We start from the raw sequence: 14,236 nt of genomic DNA on the forward strand, positions 1-14,236 counted from the left end.
CGCCGGGACTCGGCTATGATTTACAACGATAGAAACGCCGTCCCCGACCGGCACGAGCACTCGACGACGAGGACCCATGACAGCCCCCCGCAGGACCCTGTGCGCACCGGCGGCGCGCACGGCGGCCACACCCGATCTCACCCCCCTGCCCCTCACCGCGGTCACGCTCGACCCGGCGGGCGAACTAGGTGCCTGGCAAGCGGTCAACCGCGAGCGCACCATCCCGCATGTCGTCGGACGCCTGGAGACGAGCGGCGTGATGGACAACCTGCGCCGCATCACGGGCGAGTCCGAGGCGGAGTACCGCGGCTTCAACTTCGCCGATTCCGACCTCCACAAGACCCTCGAGGCCCTCGCGTGGGAGGCCGCTCGCATCCCCGATGACCAGCCGTGGGAGCAGTTCACCCGAGACGCGACCGCGCTGCTGGCTCGCGCCCAGCGCGCCGATGGCTACCTGTACTCCCACGTCCAGGGTCACGGCGACCAGCACCCATGGCGCGACATGCGCTGGGGTCATGAGCTGTACGTCCTGGGCCACCTGGTGCAGGCAGCCGTGGCCCGCTCGCGCGCGACCGGCAACGATGACCTCCTCGCGGTGGCACGGCGCTTCGCCGATCTCGCAGTCAAGGAGTTCGGCCCGTCTGCCACTCGCGCGGACGGATACTGCGGCCACCCCGAGATCGAGACGGCACTCGTCGAGTTGTACCGCCACACGGGCGAGCACGCGTATCTCGACACCGCCACCGCGATGGTGGACCGCCGCGGCACGGGCGCGCTGGGCACCGGCCCCTTCGAATCCGCGTATCACCAGGATCACACCCCGGTGCGTGAGGCGACCGAGGCGACCGGCCACGCCGTGCGCCAGCTCTACCTCAACGCGGGACTCGCCGACCTCGCAGCAGAGACGGCCGATGCCACCCTGACCTCGGCGCTCGACGCCCAGTGGCGCTCGGCCCACGGCACCAAGGAGTACGTCACTGGCGGCATGGGGTCGCGGCACAAGGACGAGGCCTTCGGCGACCCGTTCGAGTTGCCGCCGGACCGCTCTTACGCCGAGACCTGCGCGGGGATCGCGTCGTTCCAGTGGAACTGGCGCATGCTGCTCGACAGCGGCCACGCCCGCCACGCGGACGCGATGGAACGAGCGCTGTACAACGGCATCGCGTCGTCCACCGGCGTGGACGGCGTGCGATTCTTCTACTCCAACCCGCTGCAACTGCGCACCGGTCACGACGGCACCAGCGAGTACCAGCCCTCCGAGCGCCTCGACTGGTTCGCGTGCGCATGCTGCCCGCCCAACCTCGCCCGGCTCGTCGCCTCGCTCGGCGCCTACGTGGCCACCGGAACCGAGACCGCAGCCCGCGTGCACCTCTACGGCAGCGGCGTCATCACCCTCGGCCCGACCACGCTGACGGTGTCCACGGAGTACCCGTGGGACGGACGAGTCCAGATCGCGGTGAGCGGGCCCCTCACCGACCTGGCTCTGCGCATCCCCGCGTGGAGCGCGGGCGCCTCGATCGACGTCGACGGCGCCGCAGCATCGGCCACCCCCGATGCCGACGGCTATGCCAGGGTGAGCGTCCACGATGGAGCGACCGTGGTGCTCGACCTACCCATGCCCGTCGATCTCCTCGACCCGCACCCGCGCGTCGACGCGGTCCGCGGGTGTGTGACGCTGCGACGTGGGCCGGTGGTCCACTGCATCGAGCAGGCAGACCTGCCCCCGGGCGTCACTCTCGAGGACGTGCGACTCGACACGAGCGTCCCCCCGCGGGTGGGCCCGTCGGTCACCTCGCTACGCGCGGGAGCGACCATCCTGGCCGAGGCGGTCGTGCACCCCAATGACGCCCACGCCACGGGCACGTTCATGGTGAGGTCCTCGCGCACGGCATGGCGATCTGGCATGCTTCCTGGCAGGATCCCGCTGCGTGCGATCCCCTACGCCCGCTGGGCCAATCGCACCCCGGGCGCGATGAGGGTATGGATCCCCACGCACGTAGAGGAGTGACACGGTGAACGGTTCCGGTGCACGCGGCGCGGTGACGATGCATGACGTCGCCGCCGCGGCAGGCGTGTCCGTCAAGACCGTGTCGAACGTCGTCAACGACTACCCGCACATCCGGCCCGCGACGCGTGAGAAGGTCCAGCGCGCCATCGACGAGCTGGGCTACCGAATGAACCTGTCGGCGCGGAACCTCCGCCAGGGACGCACGGGCATCATCGGCCTTGCGCTGCCGGAGCTGTCGCTGCCGTACTTCGCCGAGCTCGCGGACTCCGTCATTCGTGCGGCCGAGGACCGCGGCCTCGTCGTCCTCATCGAGCAGACCAGCGCGGACCGCCAGCACGAGCTCGACGTCCTCACCTCGGAGCGCCGCCAGCTCACCGACGGGCTGATCTTCTCGCCCCTGGAGTTGGGCCCGGATGACGCGGATGCGCTCAAGGTCCCGTACCCCATCGTGGTGCTTGGCGAGCGCATCTTCGGCGGCGACTGGGACCACGTGACGATGAACAACGTGGATGGCGCCCGAGCTGCGACCCAGCACCTCATCGACCGCGGCCGGCGCCGCATCGCCGTGATCGGTGCCCACGCGGGCGAGGCGATGGGTTCGGCGGCCCTGCGTGTGCTCGGCTACCAGACGGCCCTTGCCGCCAACGGCATTCCGTTTGATCCGGACCTCGTCATCGAGGGCGGGCTGTGGCACCGCGCCACGGGCGCCGATTGCGTGGAGCGCATGATCGCCGGGGGCGTGGAGTTCGACGCGATCTTCGGCCTCAACGACGCCTTGGCGCTCGGCGCGATGCACACGCTCCATGCACACCGGATCGACGTGCCGGGATCCGTCGCTGTGGTGGGCTTCGACGACATCGAGGACGCCGCCTACGCGTCCCCCACGCTGACCAGCATCTCGCCCGGGCGCGAGCAGATCGCCGCAACGGCCATCGACGTGCTGATGGCACGTATCGCGGGCGGCACGGATCCCTTCCGCCGAGTGATCGCCGACTTCTCCCTTAAGGAACGCGAGTCGACTGCGTCGTAGCCGCCTCCACGATCGGAGCCGGGGGCTCTACCCCTCGTCGTCGCGGGAGTCGACCTTGTCGAGAAAACGGTCGACAAGCAGCCCCGTGAGAGCCACCGGAACGGACAGTCCCGCGAGCACCAGCAAGAACGGCCAGCGCAGGCCGATGACCCCGAAAGCGACCGCCGTCACCATGCACCCCAACGCGGTCAGCGGCGACACGAGCGGCGCGACCAGCAGGAAGCGCGCCGTGCGCAGCGGCCCGTCCGTGTAGCGGCGGAGGACCGCGGGCGCGTACGTGAGGTAGGCGACCGCGTACAGCGCTACGGCCACGGTGGTGCCGGTCAGGACCGCGGTGACGGCGCCGCCACCGTTGGCCTGCAACACGAGAACCTCGTACCAGGCCAACGCGACGACCACCAGCGCGGGCGCCGTCACGAGCACGGAGCGGCGCCACTGGGAGCGGTAGGTGCCCCAAAAGTCCTTCCACAGCCGGTCGCTCGGGTCGCCGCCGACGAGCCGGGCGAGAAGTTCGCCTCCTGCCGTCAGCGCAGGGCCCACGCCCGCCGCCACCAGGCCCACCGCGATACCGGCCACCATCAGCAGCTGGATGCCGATGATCTGCGTGATCCAGCGCAGCCAGATCATGATGCGCCCGGACCAGCCCGGCACATCTTGCATATCGGTCGGCGAGCCCTCAAGCGGGGCGAGGCGCCGACGCGCCTCGCGGTGCTCGTCGGATTCGGGCTTGGCCATGACAGCCATCATCGCACCGTGCCTTCGGCCACTTCCGTGACCTTTGCAGGATCCGCGATCTTCGTTCCCACCACGACACAGCCATGGGGGGCGCGTGCGGCGAACGACAGGGTCACGCAGGCGCGAGCCGCATCCCAGGCAGGGAACACCACGGCGTCGACGGGCTCGTCACCGTCGCGAGTGAAGCGCCCCTTGCCGTGGGCGACCAACCCGGCCACGGCATCGGCCGTCACGTGGATACGGCGCGAGGCAGTGACCTGCCCCGTAGGCTGCGCATAGTCGACGATCTCCCACTCGCCCACCAGCGCTGAGACGTCCGCGGGCCACGTCGACTCGTCGTCGTTCTCCCGGTCGCCACCCCAGGGCTGGGGTGCCACCAGGGGCCAGCCGAGTGCCGTCCAGACCAGGCGGCGCGCTTGCACCTCATGCTGGCGGGGGTCATCGGGGAAACGGGTGTGGTGGATCAGTACCTGATGCTCTGGCTCGGTCAGCACCGCGGCGTGACCGGGAGCGAGAAGGCCGCGCGTGCCCTCGAGCTGGTGACTCGCGAGGACAGTGAGGCCCGTGAGCTCGGGGTCGGCCTCGAGGTCGGCCAGGTCGCGACCGGCCGGATCACGATAGGGACCCTCGATGCTCTCCGAGACCCCCACGCGCACGTGATACGTGCTGGCGAGCGAGTCGTAGGACACGATCAGCGCCCATCCGCCTCCGGGACGCGGGATGACGTACGGGCCCTCGATGGCCGTGTCGACGGAGCGCGGTCGGCGTGCGATGAGGGTCCCGGGGGACTGTGCGGGCTCGCCGGGGCCGGAAGCATCGAGCGCGAAGCCGGTCGCGGGGTTGATGCCCAGCACGTGCAGGCCGCCGAAGAACGAGCCGTAGACCAGGTGGTGGCGGTCGCCGTCGATGACCAGCTGCGCGTCGATCGCGTTGTGGCCGTCACGGTCATGCTCGGTGGCAACCACGATGCCGCGATCGGTCCACGGGCCCCGCGGGTGCGGGGCGATGGCCAGCCCAATGGCGGACGTACGGGAGCCGAAGCTCGACGCCGAGTAGTACATGCGCCACTCGTCGGGGGCGACACGCACCACGTCGGGCGCCCAGAGCCCCTCGGCCGAGGCCCAGGCGCGGGCCGGGCCGGGGACGCCGTCGAGCGCCCAGCCCACGAACTCCCAGGTCACGAGGTCCGTGGAGCGGCGGATCTGCGCACCGGCGCCGGGCAGCGGACCGTCGGCGTTGGCGTCGGTCGAGAATAGCCAGTAGACGCCGTCGTCGTCCTTCACCGCGGTGGGATCGTGGGAGTTGCGCGCTCCCCAACCGGCCACGTCGGGCGGTAGCGGGGCAAGCGGGGACGCGTCTGCCCCGGCCCCGCGGGATTCCCGCGGGGCCTCGTCCAGGGCGGTCATCTCAGATCTTCGATCCGGTCAGGGCGACGGACTCGATGATCTGACGCTGGAAGATCAGGAACACGATCAGGATGGGCAGCACCGAGATCACCGACGCGGTCATGATGAGCGGGTAGTCGCGCTGGGTGGCGTACTGCACGTTCATGTTCGCAATGACGACCTGGAGGGTCTGCTTCTCCGGCGTGTTCAGGTAGATGATCGGCGCGAGGTAGTCGTTCCACACCGCCATGAACCACAGGATGAACTGCGCGGCGATGGCGGGTCGAATCAGCGGGACGATGATCGTCCAGAAGATGCGCAGATAGGACGCGCCATCGATCTTCGCGGCCTCCACCAGGCCATCCGGCACGTTGTGCAGGTACTGGCGCAGGAAGAAGATCATGATGACATTGCCCAAGATGACGGGCACGATCAGCGGCAGCAGGGTGTCGACCCAGCCGATGTTCGAGAACATCACGAACTGCGGAATCATCAGCGTGGGGAACGGCACCATCATGCCGCTCAGCAGCGCGATGAAGATCGCGTTCTTTCCCGGCAGGCGCAGCTTGGCGAGCGCGAACGCTGCCAGCGACGAGAAGACGGTGCCGATGATGGTCACCGTGCCCGCCACGATCAGCGAGTTCTTGATGCCGGACAGGACAAACGTGTCGTCGAAGACGCGGATGTAGTTCTCCCACACGAACGGATCAGGGATCCACTGCGGGGGCAATGAATAGACGGCTTCCTTGGTCTTCAGCGACGTGGACAGCATCCACACCAGCGGGGCCGCCATGAACACGGCGCCGATCGACAGGATGCCGAAGAGCGTCCAGTTGAGGGCTTTGTTTTCCTTCGATCCGGACATGCCTGCGAAGGGGTTACGACGGCCGAGGCGCGGGGCGCGGTTCTCGGTCTCGGTCAGCTGTGCGGCAGTGGACGCCGCAGCGGCGGTATTGGTGGTCAGGCTCATGGGTCTCTCCTCACGCCTATTCGATCGAGAACTCGTTGCGCTTGTTCATGCGGAACTGGATCACCGTGACGATGAGGACCAGGATTCCGAGCACAAGCGCCATCGAGGTGGCGTAACCCATCTGGAGGTTCCTGAAAGCCTTGTTCCAGATGTACCAGACGAGCGAGGCGGTGCTCCATTCGGGACCACCGGTGGGCGTCATGATGTTGATCTCGGTGAAGATCATGGATCCGGCGATGATGTTGGTCACCACCAGGAAGAAGGTGACGGGGCGCACCATGGGCATCGTGATGGTGCGGAAGCGGCGCCAGGCGCCTGCACCATCAAGGGCGGCGGCCTCGTACAGGGAGCGCGGCACAGACTGCACGGCCGCGAGGTACAGGATCGTCGAGTAGCCCAGGCCCTTCCAGATCGCCATGATGATCAGCGCGGGCTTGGACCACGTGGAGTCCATCAGCCAGTTGGGGCCGTCGATGCCGAAGATCGACAGGAACTGATTCACCAGGCCGAAGTCACCGTTGTAGGCCCACTGCCACAGGATCGCGATCGCCGCGAGGGACGAGATCACCGGGATGTAGTAGACCGTGCGGAAGAAGGTGCGGCCAGGGATCTTGCGGGCGAGGGCGAGCGCGAGGCCCAGCGACAACGCCAGCCCGATCGGGATACCGATCATGTAGAACACCGTGTTCCACAGGGCCTTCCAGAAGTACGGGTCCTGGACGAGTAGGACGTAGTTGTCGAACCCGATGAACGTCATGTTCCCCAGGCCGTTCCAGTTCGTCAGCGACGCGTACACCGAGAAGCCGAGCGGGAACAGCAGGAACGCGAGCCAGCCGATGACGGGCGCGGCCATGAAGGCGCCGGCCCAGATGTACTCCTTGCGATGGAGCTTGCGATTGGCCTTACGGGAGGCCTTGATGTCCGCTTTCGTCCACGTGGACTGCGGAGCCGATGGTGACGTGACGCTCATCCTCGATCCTTACCTTGTCGGGAGGGGGGTGGGGGGCCGGCGCGCGAGCGCCGACCCCCCAGTCCTTCCGTCTATCAGCCGGCGGCCTTGGCCTGTTCGGCCGAGACCCACGACTGGTCGAGCAGCATCTGCATCTCGGGCTGCTTAGCGGCGAGGAAGTCCGCGGCCGTCTGCGAGCCGTTGTCGACGACGTTCTCGATGCCGATCCAGAAGTTGTCGTACCACTCCGGGGTGTAGGTCCAGGTACCCGGCAGCGGGCGACCCTTCTCCATGGCGATGTCGAGGAAGGCCTGCGAGTTGGCGGGCCAGCCGGTCGCCTCGGCGTCGGTCTCGATCCACTCGCCGGTGGCGTAGTCGATCAGGTTCGGGATCTGCACCTTGTTCTCGGCGAGGATCTTCTGTGCCTCGAGGTTGGTGGACAGGTAGGTCGCGAGCTGAGCCGCGAGCTCCTTGTTCTTGGAGTTCTCGGACACGGCGATGCCGAGCGATCCCAGCCAGGTCGACCAGTCGTCACCCTCGTTGGCCACGGGGTAGGGGATGACGTCGTAGCCGAAGACCTCGGGGTTGTTCGCCGCGACGTCGTTGTAAGTTGCGATGTCCCACGGGGCGACGGGGAAGAAGCCGATCTCGCCGGCCATCCAGCGCTGGTAGGTGTCGAGCGTCTGTGCCTGCTCGGCCGAGGGGGTCACGCCCTCAACGAGGCCAAGGTCGGCGAACCACTGGAGCGCCTCGGCGAACTCGGGGGTGTCGACCGTGACCGTCTTGTTGTCCTCGGAGATCCAGTCAGCGCCGGCGCCCCAGATGAACGCCTGCGAGTTCCAGGTCACGTTGAGGCCGGTGCCCCACTGGTCCAGCTCGCCGTCACCGTCGGTGTCCTGGGTGAGCTGCTTGGCGATGTCGACGAATTCGTCGAACGTGAGGGGCTCGGTGGGCGACGGCGGCTCGATGCCGGCCTCTTCAAACATCACGGTGTTGTAGCCGAAGCCGAAGGGGCCCACGTCCTTGGGAAGACCGTAGAGGGCACCGGTGCCCATCTCGCCGGTCTCCTTGTCGAAGCGGTAGGCCGTGGTGCCGAAGTCCCAGACGTTGTCGATGGTCGCCTGGTCGACGTACTCGGTGAGGTCCGCGAGCACGTTCGCGTACACATAGCCCTGCATGCGGCCGGACTCGATGTAGAACACGTCGGGGACCTGGTTGCCCGCGATGGCCGCCTGCAGCTTGGTCGCGTACTGGTCGGCGTCCGTGATGATCATGTTGACCTCGGCGCCGGTCTCCTCCTCGAAGGCCGCGATCGCGGTCTCGTAGGCAAGCTTGTCGTACTCACCGCCGCGGAACATGAAGGTGAGCTCGTTGGGAGCGTCACCGCCCGACGTGTCGGGCTCCTCGCTGGCATTGCCCTCGGAACCGTCCGAGGAGCAGGCGGCGAGCAGCAGAGCGCCCGCCACGGTCACGGCTACCGCCGAAAGACCCTTCCTTCGCATGATGTATGCCTCTCTCTGATCATCGTTGATGAGTGAGGTCCCGCCCGCCGGTCCGCCGAACTCACACCCCATAAGGATGCCTGCTCGCCGGTCCCCCGGTCCTCCTTGACCCCTGGCTCGGATCCGGCACCGCGCCGGCTCCTTTACAACGATGGAACTTTGACACAGCGCGAGGCGCCCGGTCAAGCCGGGGATGGTCACGATTCGGACAAGGACGCCGCGACAATCCGTTTAGCAGGAACTTCACCCCGATGCCCCCGGCGCTGGACACGCCTTCCACGCGCCCCGTCCAGCTGGACGCACCGTCCGCCGTCGCCGCGCACACGGGGTACGGTTGACGAATGTGGCGCCCTCAAGGCACCATTTTCCTTACAACGATGTAGATAGAAGGTCGGCTCGAGGATGCGCGCGAACACACCGCCCATGGGGTGGAACAGCTGGGACAGTTACGGCACCACGGTGACGGAGGACGAGGTACTCGCCAACGCGCGCCAGCTTGCCGAGCGCCTTCTGCCGCTCGGCTGGGACACCGTCGTGGTCGACATCGCGTGGTACGACCCGACCGCCCGTTCTCACGGCTACAACGACGATGCGCCGCTCACGCTCGACGCCTTCGGTCGCCAGATGCCGGCGGTCAACCGCTTCCCGTCGGCCGCCGATGGCGCCGGCTTCGCCCCGCTCGCCGCCGCCGTTCACGCGCTAGGCCTGAAGTTCGGTCTGCACATCATGCGCGGCATCCCTCGACTCGCGGTCGACCAGGACCTCCCGATTCACGGCACCGAGTGGACCGCCTCGCAGGTCGTCGATCGCGACCACGTGTGCGCCTGGAACCCCGACAACTACGGGCTCAACCACGACCACCCCGGCGCGCAGGCGTATTACGACGCGCAGGTGTCTCAGTTCGCCGCCTGGGGCGTGGACTTCATCAAGGCCGACGACATGCAGGCGCCCTATTACGAGCGCGAGATTGCCGCCTACGCGCAGGCCATCGAGCGCTCCGGCCGGGACATCTCGCTGTCGCTCTCCCCTGGCACCCACCTCTCGACGGCGCACCTGCCCCACCTGCGCGAGCACGCCCAGATGTGGCGAGTCTCGGACGACCTCTGGGACCGCTGGGAGGACGTGCACGCCCAGTTCGCGCGCATGGCGCGGTGGGCACCGTTCCAGCAGCCGGGCGGCTGGGCCGACGCCGACATGCTGCCCCTGGGCCGCATTGGCATCCGCGCCGAGCGCGGCGAGCCGCGTGACAGCCGGCTCACGCTCGACGAACAGCAAACGCTCCTCACGCTGTGGACCATGTCTCGCTCGCCCCTCATGGTGGGCGGAGACCTCCCCACGTCGCGCGACGACACCATCGCGTTGCTGACGAATCCCGCCATCACCGAGGTGCTGCAAACGTCCGTCGACGGCAGGGAGATTGTCCGCGAGCCCCTCGAGGACGGTGACGGAGAGCTCATCGTCTGGACCGCGCGCTCCGCCACCTCCGATCGCGCCTACGCGGCGGTCTTCTGGACGGGCCAGTCGGCTCACCAGGCAGGCGTCGAACTCAGCTCCCTTCTCGGCATCGGCCATGCTCGCATCACCGCGACGGACCTGTGGCCGGGTCAGACCACATCGATCGAGTCCCACCGTCTCATCGCGACCGTGCCCGCGCACGGCGTCGCCTGGGTGGCACTCGACACAACGGAGGCGCAGGCATGAGCGACGTGCCAACGGCCGATGCTCCGGCACCGCCCGGACGCAGGCGCGCCTGGATAGTGGGCGGGGTCGCGACAGCGGTCGTCGCCGCCGCAGGCGTGGGCCTGGCGATCTGGTCGCCGTGGGGCTCCGGCGAGCCCGCCGCTACTCGGCTGGACATCGCGGGCGACATTGCGACGCACGATCCCGCCCTCGTCGTGGGCGAAGAAGGCGAGGACTGGTACGTCTATTCCACCGGGGACGTGCGCAAGGGGCTCGGTGCTCCGCAGATTCGTCGCTCGAGCGACGAGGGTGCCACGTGGAAGTACGTGGGTACCGCCTGGGACGCCCAGACCCGTCCCGCGTGGGCGTATGAAGAGGTGCCGGGCGTCGAGAACTTCTGGGCCCCCGAGCTCTACGAGCACGATGGCACCTGGTACTTGTACTACTCGGCGTCCACCTTCGGCTCGAACCGTTCGGCCATCGGCCTGATGACCTCCCCCACCCTCGACGTGGACGACCCTGCCTACGGCTGGACCGATCAGGGACGGGTGTGGGGCTCGGACCCCGCGACCACCAACTACAACGCGATCGACCCCGGCATCGTCGAGGACGCCCACGGGACCCCGTGGATGGCGTTCGGCTCCTTCTGGGGCGGCATCCAGATGATCAAGCTCGAGTGGCCCTCCGGGCTCGCCGTCGCGGACGCCGAGCCCGTCACCATCGCGACGCGCGGCAACGCGCTCAACGCGATCGAGGCACCGTACGTCGTCGAGCACGACGGCTGGTTCTATTTGTTCGTCTCGCGCGACAAGTGCTGCTCGGGGGTGGACTCGACCTACTCGATTGCGGTGGGCCGCTCCGAGAACGTTTCGGGCCCATACCTGGACTCGTGGGGCAACGACATGCGGTTCGACGGCGGCGATGAACTGCTGAGCACCCGGGGCGACATGGTGGGCCCTGGCGGTCAGTCCTTGTCGAACGGCTACCTGGGACTTCACTACTACGATGCCTCCAACGGCGGGCAGTTCCGTCTGGACATTCGCGAGCTCGGCTGGACCGATGACGGTTGGCCGGTGGCGTGGACGGAGGACGAACTGGCCGGCTGACGCCGCTGACCGCGGCCACGACGCCGCCCTACCCCGCTCAACCCCGCCGCATCGCCGCGGCACCCCACGCAAGGAGTTTCAATGGCGACCATCACTTTGCATCCCGACTTCCGTATCGGCCCCGTGGACCGACGCGTGTTCGGTTCCTTCGTCGAGCACCTGGGCCGCTGCGTCTATACCGGCGTGTACGAGCCCGGTCACGAGAGTGCCGACGAGTTCGGCTTTCGCGGCGACGTTGCGGAGCTGACCAAGGAGCTGGGCGTCACGCTCGTGCGCTATCCCGGCGGCAACTTCGTGTCCAACTATGTGTGGGAGGACGCGGTGGGCCCGGTCGAGGACCGCAAGCCCTTCCTCGACCTCGCCTGGCGCACCGTCGAGCCGAACCTCGTGGGCACCGACGAGTTCCTGCAGTACTGCGAGCGTCAGGGCCTCGAGCCCATGATGGCCGTCAACCTCGGCACCCGCGGGGTCGCGGAGGCCGTCGCCCTGCTCGAGTACTGCAATGGCGAGGCCGGCACCAAGTGGGCCGACATGCGCATCGCCAACGGCCGCGAGAAGCCCTACGGCGTGAAGTTGTGGTGCCTGGGAAACGAGATGGACGGGCCGTGGCAGATTGGCCACAAGGACGCCCACGAGTACGGCAAGCTCGCCGCCGAGGCCGGCAAGGCCATGAGGCTCACCGACCCGAGCATCGAGCTCGTGGCGTGCGGGTCATCGTCGATGCAGATGGACACGTTCGGCGCGTGGGAGCGCACCGTGCTGTCGTACACGTACGACATCGTCGATCACATCTCCATGCACGCCTACTACGAGGAGGTCGACGGTGACCGCGCCTCGTTCCTGGGCTCGGGCACCGCGATGGAGCGCTTCGTGGAGCGCGTGGTCGCCTCGGCCGATGCCGTCGGTGCCGAGAAGCGCTCGGACAAGCGCATCACCATCTCGTTCGACGAGTGGAACGTGTGGTACCTCACCACGCGCTTCCCCGGCGAGGCCAACCTGCCCATCCAGCGCAATGCCCCGCGCATCATCGAGGACCGCTACTCGGGACTCGACGCCGTCGTCGTGGGTGACCTCATCACCACCTTGCTGCGTCACACCGACCGCATCGCGATCGGCTGCCTCGCTCAGCTCGTGAACGTGATCGCTCCGATCATGACCGACCCCGCCGGTGCCGCCTGGCGTCAAACCACGTTCCACCCCTTCGCCGAGGCCGCACGTCTGGCCTCCGGCGAAGCACTCCAGGTCCAGGTCGACTCCGCGACGATGGCGACCGACAAGCACGGCGATGTGCCGACGGTCACGGCAGCCGCGACCGTCGACCCCGACACCGGCGCACTGGCGCTGTTCGTCACGAACCGCTCCGCCACCGAGCAGACGGTGACGCTGCGCCACCCCGGCGCGACGGCCCGCATCGACGGTGGCACGGCCGTGTTGGCGGACTACGAGGGCGCCCGCGAGACCCAGGAGCACGCCGAGGCCTACGCCCCGGTTGACGCCCTTCCCGTCGAGCACGGCGACGGCACCATCACGCTCCGCCTCGCACCGGAGTCGTGGACAGCGTTCCACGGGACGATGGAGTCCTGAACCTCTCCTCCAGGGACTCCATCGCCGCCGCGGACGACACAAGGGACGCGGGGATCTGCCGACGGGCAGGTCCCCGCGTTCGCGCGTCAGCCGTGGACACGGCCGATGCCGTAGCCAGGCTGGCTACTCCCCGTCGCCCTCGGGCTCGGCGGACGGCTCCGCCGTCGGCTCCGCCGTCGCCAGCGGGTTGTCCGGCAACACATTGGGAGCCGGGCGTGCAGAGTCAGCCAGCAGGTTGGCGGGCAGGCACTCGGCGCCCGCGGTCAGCGGCAGGTCCATGTCGAGCTCGGGTGACAGGGCGTCGCGCAAGCCCTCGTTCTCGGAATACCCAGTACCGAGCACAAGATCCACCGTGACGTCGTCGCGATCGTCCAGCACCATGTTCACGGTCGAGCCCGCAGGAGCCTCAAACTGAGTGGCGAGCGTATAGGCCTGGGCGATACCGTTCGCGCCAAACTGGATTTGCACGTAGTCGCCATACGGACGAGCCCAGTTCGTCGCCCCCGTCACCAGGAAGCCACGCGCCTCGAGCAGCGTCGCGGTGTTGCCGGCCAGGCCCGACAGTTCGGTGCCGTTGTCCACCCGCAACACGACCTGGTCGTACGCCACGGGCATCGCGCCGTTGGGAGGGCATACCAACGAGATGTCCGACTGGAAGTCGCTCGCGGGCGTCGTGAACGACGAGGCGAAGGGACCCTCGGCGTCGCCACGCACCACAGCGGCGGCGGCGACGGCCATGGCGGCGAGGACGATGGCCAGCACGCCGAAGACGATGATCTGGCGCTCGCGGCGCCTGCGTCGCGCTACTGACACGTAGGTCCCACCTCGCACAGGGCTAGAACTTCTTGGCGGAGGATAGGGGATTCGAACCCCTGAGGGCTTGCACCCAACACGCTTTCCAAGCGTGCGCCATAGGCCACTAGGCGAATCCTCCAGGCGCGTAGATGTTACCCGAGTGAACGCCGATCACCTAACCGCGGGCGTGACCCCGGCATCGGCCCCGTGCCGTTACACTGGACGGCGACCCCTCACGTGGCGATATCTCGCCCAACTCCCCCAGGGCAGGAATGCAGCAAGGGTAAGCGGGCTCTGTCGGGTGCGTGGGGGGTCCTGTCATGCCCGGGCGAGTGCCGCATCGGCCGCCCGGAGGCCTCGCAACCGGACTGTGATCGAGGTCACGCCCGCGGCGCGGGCGATTGGGGACCTTCCGCCCTCACGCCGCGATTATCACCGTCCTACCGTGGAATCAGGCAGTCAACACCGGCTGCGATCCACTGGAAGGAAACC

11 protein-coding genes, 1 tRNA gene and 1 other RNA gene are annotated in these 14,236 nt (G+C 68.0%); 6 read left to right on the forward strand and 7 right to left on the reverse strand.

From position 1 onward, the window contains the following. Positions 1-76 precede the first annotated feature (76 nt). Together B7K24_RS01370 and B7K24_RS01375 are read left to right on the forward strand one after the other, a co-directional pair. Positions 77-2,008: a glycoside hydrolase family 127 protein gene (locus B7K24_RS01370; protein ID WP_084128153.1), complete on the forward strand. Its 1,932-nt coding sequence runs from the start codon at positions 77-79 to the stop codon at positions 2,006-2,008. Between the two features lie 37 nt (positions 2,009-2,045). Continuing rightward, the gene (locus B7K24_RS01375) at positions 2,046-3,038 is read left to right on the forward strand and encodes a LacI family DNA-binding transcriptional regulator (RefSeq protein WP_084129192.1); all 993 of its coding nucleotides are present in this window, start codon (positions 2,046-2,048) and stop codon (positions 3,036-3,038) included. Positions 3,039-3,065: 27 nt separating this feature from the next. Here the strand turns inward: B7K24_RS01375 and B7K24_RS01380 are convergent, their stop codons facing one another. From B7K24_RS01380 to B7K24_RS01400, 5 genes are all read right to left on the reverse strand, one after another. Beyond that, positions 3,066-3,773, reverse strand: a complete 708-nt coding sequence (locus B7K24_RS01380; RefSeq protein ID WP_159449099.1) for a YesL family protein — start codon at positions 3,771-3,773, stop codon at positions 3,066-3,068. A gap of 8 nt (positions 3,774-3,781) precedes the next feature. Beyond that, complete coding sequence (locus B7K24_RS01385; RefSeq protein ID WP_084128157.1) at positions 3,782-5,179, reverse strand: arabinan endo-1,5-alpha-L-arabinosidase; 1,398 nt, start codon at positions 5,177-5,179, stop codon at positions 3,782-3,784. A gap of 1 nt (position 5,180) precedes the next feature. Then, positions 5,181-6,128, reverse strand: a complete 948-nt coding sequence (locus B7K24_RS01390) for a carbohydrate ABC transporter permease (protein ID WP_307181561.1) — start codon at positions 6,126-6,128, stop codon at positions 5,181-5,183. A gap of 16 nt (positions 6,129-6,144) precedes the next feature. After that, positions 6,145-7,098 carry a carbohydrate ABC transporter permease gene (locus B7K24_RS01395; protein WP_084128159.1) on the reverse strand — a complete coding sequence of 318 codons (954 nt, stop codon included), beginning with the start codon at positions 7,096-7,098 and terminating at the stop codon, positions 6,145-6,147. A 74-nt stretch (positions 7,099-7,172) separates the two neighbouring features. After that, positions 7,173-8,579: a sugar ABC transporter substrate-binding protein gene (locus tag B7K24_RS01400; RefSeq protein WP_084129194.1), complete on the reverse strand. Its 1,407-nt coding sequence runs from the start codon at positions 8,577-8,579 to the stop codon at positions 7,173-7,175. 423 nt (positions 8,580-9,002) lie between these two features. Between B7K24_RS01400 and B7K24_RS01405 the strand changes: the two genes are divergently transcribed. The 3 genes from B7K24_RS01405 (at position 9,003) to B7K24_RS01415 (ending at position 12,949) form a co-directional block, all read left to right on the forward strand. Next, on the forward strand, positions 9,003-10,280 hold the full coding sequence (locus tag B7K24_RS01405) for a glycoside hydrolase family 27 protein (RefSeq protein ID WP_084128161.1): 1,278 nt from the start codon (positions 9,003-9,005) through the stop codon (positions 10,278-10,280). Continuing rightward, a complete protein-coding gene (locus tag B7K24_RS01410; protein WP_084128163.1) occupies positions 10,277-11,365 on the forward strand; it encodes an arabinan endo-1,5-alpha-L-arabinosidase in 1,089 nt (362 codons plus the stop codon). Before B7K24_RS01405 ends, B7K24_RS01410 begins: the two co-directional genes overlap by 4 nt. An 81-nt stretch (positions 11,366-11,446) precedes the next feature. Beyond that, positions 11,447-12,949 (forward strand): alpha-N-arabinofuranosidase, encoded by a 1,503-nt coding sequence (locus B7K24_RS01415; protein WP_084128165.1) that lies wholly within the window; start codon positions 11,447-11,449, stop codon positions 12,947-12,949. Between the two features lie 123 nt (positions 12,950-13,072). On the opposite strand, the gene B7K24_RS01420 is transcribed toward B7K24_RS01415, so the two are convergent. Together B7K24_RS01420 and B7K24_RS01425 are read right to left on the reverse strand one after the other, a co-directional pair. Beyond that, the gene (locus B7K24_RS01420; RefSeq protein ID WP_084128167.1) at positions 13,073-13,762 is read right to left on the reverse strand and encodes a LytR C-terminal domain-containing protein; all 690 of its coding nucleotides are present in this window, start codon (positions 13,760-13,762) and stop codon (positions 13,073-13,075) included. 33 nt (positions 13,763-13,795) lie between these two features. Beyond that, positions 13,796-13,883, reverse strand: a tRNA-Ser gene (locus B7K24_RS01425). An 85-nt stretch (positions 13,884-13,968) separates the two neighbouring features. Here B7K24_RS01425 and ffs point away from each other — a divergent pair. After that, positions 13,969-14,065, forward strand: an RNA gene (gene ffs / locus B7K24_RS01430) — signal recognition particle sRNA small type. Positions 14,066-14,236 lie beyond the last annotated feature (171 nt).

Source organism: Demequina sp. NBRC 110055 (genome assembly GCF_002090135.1).
Taxonomy (GTDB): Bacteria; Actinomycetota; Actinomycetes; order Actinomycetales; family Demequinaceae; genus Demequina.

Excerpts from the sequence above, each read along its gene's own strand:
- B7K24_RS01380 (WP_159449099.1), bottom strand. The coding sequence starts at position 3,773 with ATGGCCAAGCCCGAATCCGACGAGCACCGCGAGGCGCGTCGGCGCCTC.
- B7K24_RS01385 (WP_084128157.1), bottom strand. The coding sequence starts at position 5,179 with ATGACCGCCCTGGACGAGGCCCCGCGGGAATCCCGCGGGGCCGGGGCA.
- B7K24_RS01370 (WP_084128153.1), top strand. The coding sequence starts at position 77 with ATGACAGCCCCCCGCAGGACCCTGTGCGCACCGGCGGCGCGCACGGCG.
- B7K24_RS01375 (WP_084129192.1), top strand. The coding sequence starts at position 2,046 with ATGCATGACGTCGCCGCCGCGGCAGGCGTGTCCGTCAAGACCGTGTCG.
- B7K24_RS01390 (WP_307181561.1), bottom strand. The coding sequence starts at position 6,128 with ATGAGCCTGACCACCAATACCGCCGCTGCGGCGTCCACTGCCGCACAG.
- B7K24_RS01415 (WP_084128165.1), top strand. The coding sequence starts at position 11,447 with ATGGCGACCATCACTTTGCATCCCGACTTCCGTATCGGCCCCGTGGAC.
- B7K24_RS01395 (WP_084128159.1), bottom strand. The coding sequence starts at position 7,098 with ATGAGCGTCACGTCACCATCGGCTCCGCAGTCCACGTGGACGAAAGCG.
- B7K24_RS01410 (WP_084128163.1), top strand. The coding sequence starts at position 10,277 with ATGAGCGACGTGCCAACGGCCGATGCTCCGGCACCGCCCGGACGCAGG.
- B7K24_RS01400 (WP_084129194.1), bottom strand. The coding sequence starts at position 8,579 with ATGCGAAGGAAGGGTCTTTCGGCGGTAGCCGTGACCGTGGCGGGCGCT.
- B7K24_RS01405 (WP_084128161.1), top strand. The coding sequence starts at position 9,003 with ATGGGGTGGAACAGCTGGGACAGTTACGGCACCACGGTGACGGAGGAC.